The 5978-nt window shown below is 56.6% G+C and carries 6 protein-coding genes; 1 reads left to right on the forward strand and 5 read right to left on the reverse strand.

Going from position 1 to position 5978, the window contains the following annotated elements; genetic code table 11:
* Window positions 1-24: 24 nt before the first annotated feature.
* The 5 genes from infC to AC1DWI_RS11670 all read right to left on the reverse strand — a co-directional run bounded on the left by infC (window position 25) and on the right by AC1DWI_RS11670 (window position 5335).
* Window positions 25-624 (reverse strand): translation initiation factor IF-3, encoded by a 600-nt coding sequence (infC, locus tag AC1DWI_RS11650; RefSeq protein ID WP_477669605.1) that lies wholly within the window; start codon window positions 622-624, stop codon window positions 25-27.
* A gap of 95 nt (window positions 625-719) precedes the next feature.
* Complete coding sequence (gene thrS, locus AC1DWI_RS11655) at window positions 720-2627, reverse strand: threonine--tRNA ligase (RefSeq protein WP_477669069.1); 1908 nt, start codon at window positions 2625-2627, stop codon at window positions 720-722.
* Window positions 2628-2913: 286 nt separating this feature from the next.
* A complete protein-coding gene (locus AC1DWI_RS11660; RefSeq protein WP_431095808.1) occupies window positions 2914-3093 on the reverse strand; it encodes a hypothetical protein in 180 nt (59 codons plus the stop codon).
* 167 nt (window positions 3094-3260) lie between these two features.
* On the reverse strand, window positions 3261-4580 hold the full coding sequence (gene aceA / locus AC1DWI_RS11665; RefSeq protein ID WP_477724874.1) for an isocitrate lyase: 1320 nt from the start codon (window positions 4578-4580) through the stop codon (window positions 3261-3263).
* Window positions 4581-4900: 320 nt separating this feature from the next.
* Window positions 4901-5335: a gamma-glutamylcyclotransferase family protein gene (locus tag AC1DWI_RS11670; RefSeq protein ID WP_477669068.1), complete on the reverse strand. Its 435-nt coding sequence runs from the start codon at window positions 5333-5335 to the stop codon at window positions 4901-4903.
* 171 nt (window positions 5336-5506) lie between these two features.
* On the opposite strand from AC1DWI_RS11670, the gene AC1DWI_RS11675 reads away from it, so the two are divergent.
* Window positions 5507-5978: DMT family transporter (locus tag AC1DWI_RS11675; protein ID WP_477724875.1), on the forward strand; the 472-nt coding region annotated here is incomplete at its 3' end.

Consider the following 5978-nt stretch of genomic DNA (forward strand, 5'->3'; position numbering starts at 1 on the left):
GTCCTTATCCGCTGTCCGCCAGCCTCAGGCTGCGGACTGTGCCGGAGCCGTCTCGGCTGCCGGCTTGGCAGTACCCGGTTTTTTACGACCCGGCGCGATCATCATGACCATCTGCCTGCCTTCAAGCTTGGGGAATTGCTCCACCACAATCAAATCGGCCAACTCATCACGAATACGCGCCAGCAGGGCCAAGCCCAGTTCCTGGTGCGTGATTTCGCGACCGCGAAAACGCAAAGTAATCTTGCATTTGTCGCCCTCTTCCAAGAAGCGCTTGATGTTGCGCAACTTGATGTTGTAGTCCCCATCGTCAGTGCCGGGCCGGAATTTGATTTCCTTGATCTCGATCACTTTTTGCTTGGACTTCGCTTCCGCCGCCTTTTTCTGCTCGGCGTACTTGAACTTGCCGTAATCCATCAACCGGCACACCGGTGGAACCGCTGTGGGGGAGATTTCGACGAGGTCCACATCGGCCTCACCCGCAAGGCGCAAAGCCTCGGTGATGCTGACAATGCCCAGCGGCTCATTGTCTGGCCCGCTCAGACGTACTTCAGGGGCCATGATTTCACGGTTCAAGCGGTGCTTGCGTTCTTCACGGTGACGGCGGTCACGAAATTCAGTAGCGATGGTTCTATCCTTTAACTCTTGCTATAAAAGCTATAGCTGCTTGCGCCCGTCCTGTAAGGACGACAGGCCAAATTCATCAACAATTTTGTTAAAAATCAGGCTTTTTTCGCGATGTCGGAAGCGATCGTTTCAGCGAAGGCTTCGAGAGGCATCACTCCAAGGTCTTTGTTACCCCGGGCGCGCACTGCAACGGCACCTGCCGCTTTCTCCTTGTCGCCTACGACAAGGATATACGGCAGCTTTTTCATCGAGTGCTCCCGTATTTTATACGTAATTTTCTCGTTGCGCAGGTCCAGATTGACCCTAAGCCCTTGATTTTGCAGTGTTTTGGCAACTTCCCGGGCATATTCAGCCTGGGAATCGGTGATATTGAGCACCGAAACCTGCTCGGGAGCCAGCCAGGTCGGCAGCGCGCCGGCATGCTCTTCGATCAAAATCCCGATAAAACGCTCCAGGCTGCCCACAATCGCGCGATGCAGCATCACGGGGCGGTGACGGTTACCGTCTTCGCCCACATATTCGGCGTCCAGACGTTCCGGCATCGAAAAATCGACCTGCATGGTGCCGCACTGCCATTGGCGGCCGATGGCGTCTTTCAGCGTGTATTCGATCTTCGGGCCGTAAAAAGCGCCGTCGCCGGGGGCAATCTCAAACTCGCAACCGGACGCGCGCAGGCTTTCCATCAGCGCATGCTCAGCCTTGTCCCAGCTTTCGTCCGAGCCGATGCGGGCCTCGGGACGCGTGGCGACCTTGTAGATGATGTTCTTGAAGCCGAAATCTGTGTACACCTTTTGTAGCAAGGTCGTGTAGTCCACGCATTCCTTCAGTATCTGATCTTCGGTGCAAAAAATGTGGCCGTCGTCCTGCGTGAAACCGCGCACACGCATGATGCCGTGCAGCCCACCCGAAGGCTCGTTGCGGTGGCATTGGCCGAACTCGCCGTAGCGCAACGGCAGGTCGCGGTAGCTTTTAATGCCCTGCTTGAAGATCAGGATATGGCCGGGGCAGTTCATGGGCTTGAGGGCGTATTCGCGCTTTTCGCTCTCGGTCGTGAACATGTTGTCACGGTACTTGTCCCAATGGCCGGTTTTTTCCCACAGCGTCTTGTCGATGATCTGGGGGCCCTTGACCTCCTGGTAGCCGTTGTCCTGGTAGACCTTGCGCATGTACTGCTCAACGCCCTGCCAGACCGTCCAGCCCTTGGGGTGCCAGAACACCAGGCCAGGTGCATGGTCGTCGATGTGAAAGAGGTCCAGTTCCTTGCCGAGCTTGCGGTGGTCGCGCTTTTCAGCCTCCTCGAGCATCGTCAGATACTGCTGCAGTTCATCCTTGGTGGCCCAGGCCGTGCCGTAAACGCGCTGAAGCATTTCATTGCGGTGATCGCCGCGCCAGTAGGCGCCGGCCACCTTCATGAGCTTGAAGAACTTCAGCTTGCCCGTGCTGGGCACGTGGGGGCCGCGGCACAGGTCTTCAAAAGCGCCTTCACGGTAGAGCGACACATCCTCATTGGCGGGAATGCTCGCAATGATTTCAGCCTTGTAATGCTCGCCTATGCTCTTGAAATGCGCCACGGCTTCATCGCGCGGCAGCACCCGGCGCGTCACTGGCTCATCCCTGGCCGCAAGTTCCGTCATGCGCTTTTCGATCGCCACCAGGTCTTCCGGCGTGAACGGACGCTTGTAGGAGAAATCGTAGAAAAACCCGTTTTCAATCACCGGGCCTATGGTGACCTGCGCATCCGGGAACAGTTCCTTGACGGCGTAGGCCAGCAAGTGGGCCGTGGAATGGCGGATCATGTCCAACCCGTCGGCATCCTTGGCTGTGATGATGGAAACCGAGCTGTCCTTATCAATCAGATAGCTGGTGTCGACCACCTTGCCGTCAACTTTCCCGCCCAAGGCCGCTTTGGCCAGGCCGGTACCGATTGAGGCGGCGACTTCGGCCACCGTGACGGCTTGGGGGTATTCGCGCTTGGAATCATCGGGGAGCGTGATTTGAATCATGTGAATAACTTTTATAAGCAGGCTGAAATCAGAAAAACAAAAAAGCGCGGAACCTGCCGCGCTTTGATGGGGGATATGGATTTAAGCTATGAAATCAGTAGCTAACAATCACCAAGGGGTGCGGACTAGCGCCCTGGATGACTCCAGAAAACGGACGAGGGCGTAGTTCGCGGTGTCATAACCCGAACGATCCTTCCTGTTTCCAGCTTGATTGATTGCATGCGGCTATTTTACGGCAGCTTGCAGATGGCTCGCCGGCCACCTGTTTGCCTCGCGCCACAAAGTCCTATTGCGGTGAGGCCGGCGGCAAAAATCCCAGGCCAAGGCAACGCGGACATTCGGTGATCACCGTTTGTTTTTCGACTTCAAAATGCTCATTGATGTTTTCGCTTTCAATGCGCAGTTCGCCGGTGCCATTGCAATCAGGACAGGGAACACGCTTGAAACCCACGGTTAATTCCGACACGGCAACCTCCTCCGGTTAATCATGCACATCTTGTGTTTTATGTAACAAACTGCACTCTACGCTAAAAAATGCCTGTAAAAAAGCCCGGACAGGCCCTAAGTCCTGTCCGGGCTGAAAAGCTGCGCGTTAAGGGCGCTAGTGTCTGGGTAATCGTCGGTCAGGTGAGATCAGTGGAACTGCTCTTCTTCGGTAGAGCCGGTCAGTGCGGTCACGCTGGATTTGCCGCCCTGAATGGCGGTGGTCACTTCATCGAAGTAACCAGTGCCAACTTCCTGCTGGTGCGACACAAAGGTGTAGCCGCGGTCGCGTGCTGCGAATTCGGGCTCCTGCACCTTCTCGATGTAAGCCGTCATGCCGCGCTTGACGTAGTCTTGCGACAGGTCGTACATGTTGTACCACATGGAGTGAATACCAGCCAACGTGATGAACTGGTACTTGTATCCCATGGCGCCGAGCTCGCGCTGGAACTTGGCGATGGTGGCATCGTCGAGGTTTTTCTTCCAGTTGAAAGACGGCGAGCAGTTGTAGGCCAGCATCTTGCCTGGGTGAACCTTGTGCACAGCATCGGCGAATTTCTTCGCGAAGTCGAGGTCAGGCGTGCCGGTTTCGCACCACACCAGGTCAGCGTAGTGGGCATAGGCGTTGGCACGGGCTACAGCCTGCTCAAGACCCTTGCGCGTCTTGTAGAAGCCTTCGGCCGTGCGTTCGCCGGTCAGGAAAGGCTTGTCGATCTCGTCGTAGTCGGAAGTCAGCAAATCAGCGGCTTCAGCATCGGTGCGGGCAATCACCAGCGTGGGCACGCCGCAGACGTCGGCCGCCATACGCGCAGCGATCAGCTTCTGGCAGGACTCACGGGTGGGCAGCAATACCTTGCCACCCATGTGGCCGCACTTCTTGACGGAAGCCAATTGGTCTTCCCAGTGCACGCCACCTGCGCCAGACTTGATCATGGCCTTCATCAGTTCGAAGGCATTCAGAACACCGCCGAAACCGGCTTCAGCATCCGCGACGATGGGTGCAAAGTAGTCGATGTAGTCTTTGTCGCCGGCATCAATGCCTTTGGAGTGCTGGATCTCGTCTGCACKGCGGAAGGTGTTGTTGATGGTTTCAACGACCTTGGGCACCGAGTCCACCGGGTACAGGGACTGGTCCGGATACATGGCGGAGTAGCTGTTGTTGTCGGCAGCAACTTGCCAGCCCGACAGATAGATGGCTTTGACGCCGGCCTTGACCTGCTGCATGGCCTGGCCGCCAGTGAGTGCACCCAGGCAGTTCACATAAGGCTCGTTGTGCAGCAGATCCCACAGTTTTTCGGCACCGCGGCGGGCCAGCGTGTGTTCGATCGGGAAGGATCCGCGCAGGCGCACCACGTCGGCGGCGCTGTAGCCGCGCTTGATGCCTTTCCAGCGCGGGTTGGTGGCCCAGTCTTTTTCCAGGGCGGAAATTTGCTGGTCGCGGCTCAATTGTTCGGTCAGGGTTTGCGGCATGGTGGGCTCCGTAGGTTGAATAAAGAAATGGCTAATTCGATGGATCAACTTTAAGTCTTCTACAAGACCTTGTGAAGATCTTATGTCTTATATAAGACAAAAATAAAATTCAATAAAATCAATGATATTTATTAAAATTATCGTAATGCAAAATTCAATCTCTCATATTGAGAAATAATTTTGCACTGCAGCATTCGTTAATTCCACATTACGGAATCAATTTATTGAATGATGAAATGTGAAAGGCAGCTTGTATCGATGGCCAAGAGCGCACCTCGGCCCTGACTTTCCTCTCGAGGCCCTCAGACCCTCTGCGAGACTCAGCTAGCGCCACCAGTTCGGTGCAACACCCAATCGCCCAGCGTAATCACCGGTTTTCCGTGAATCCGTTCGGGAGCGATCTCATAGAGGAAACACACCAGTTCCCGCGCGCGCTCCGGTTGGCCAGGCCCGGATACCGGCTCAAGCTGCACCGCCACCTCGCGCTTGGTGTATTCACCGGTCTGCTGCGGCCAGACCTCCTCAATTTCATCCAGCACACGCTCCAGCTCGGGCGCCACGGCATACACCTCTCCCTGCACGGTGCCCGGGCCGGTTAGCGTCAGGCCAGGATAGCTGCCCAGGTGGTGCATCACGCCAGCCACGCTGGCACGCCCTATCCATCGAGGTGGCGGCTGCAAATGGTTGATGTCACGCTGCTCACCCTTGCGCAGGGTGCCGTAAACAAAAACATAACGGACAGGAGATTGAGGCATTGTTTGAGTGTCGTCGCCAGAGTCGTCATTGGATTGTGGGCTGTCCAGGCTGCGTGTAACCGGCAATGCCCCTCTGAAATTAAGGCATGATTTCAACCTCTGCCAGGCCGTTCCCGGCCGGTACAAACGCAGGCCCCCGCACTGGCCCGCACCACAGGAGCCTCCAGTTTAATGAACCGAATCGTGGCCTACGCCTGCCTGGCGCTCAGCATGTCGCTCGTTGGCAGCTACGTGGCGCTTTCCAAACCCCTCGTCATCGCCTTCCCCGTCTTTATGCTGGCCTGGCTGCGCTTTGGCATCGGTGGCACCGCAATGCTGCATTGGCTGAAAAAACCGGCAGGCGAAGTCCCCATGAGCCGGCAAACCAGCCGACTGCTGTTCCTCGAATCCTTTCTGGGCAATTTCCTCTTTTCCATCTGCATGCTGTTCGGCGTGAGCATGACCAGCGCGGTTGCGGCCGGTGTGATCATGGCTTCCATTCCGGCAGCCGTTGCGCTGATGAGCTGGCTCTTCCTGCGGGAGCGCATCGGTGCGCGCGTATGGGGCGCTATAGCCTGCGCGGTGCTCGGCATTGGCCTTGTTTCGCTATCAAAAAATGAGCTGATTGCGCCCGTCAGCATTGGTCCGGAGGCCGATTTGGCAC

Source organism: Polaromonas sp. P3_C2, from assembly GCF_056402675.1.

Excerpts from the sequence above, each read along its gene's own strand:
- thrS (WP_477669069.1), bottom strand. The coding sequence starts at position 2,627 with ATGATTCAAATCACGCTCCCCGATGATTCCAAGCGCGAATACCCCCAA.
- AC1DWI_RS11670 (WP_477669068.1), bottom strand. The coding sequence starts at position 5,335 with ATGCCTCAATCTCCTGTCCGTTATGTTTTTGTTTACGGCACCCTGCGC.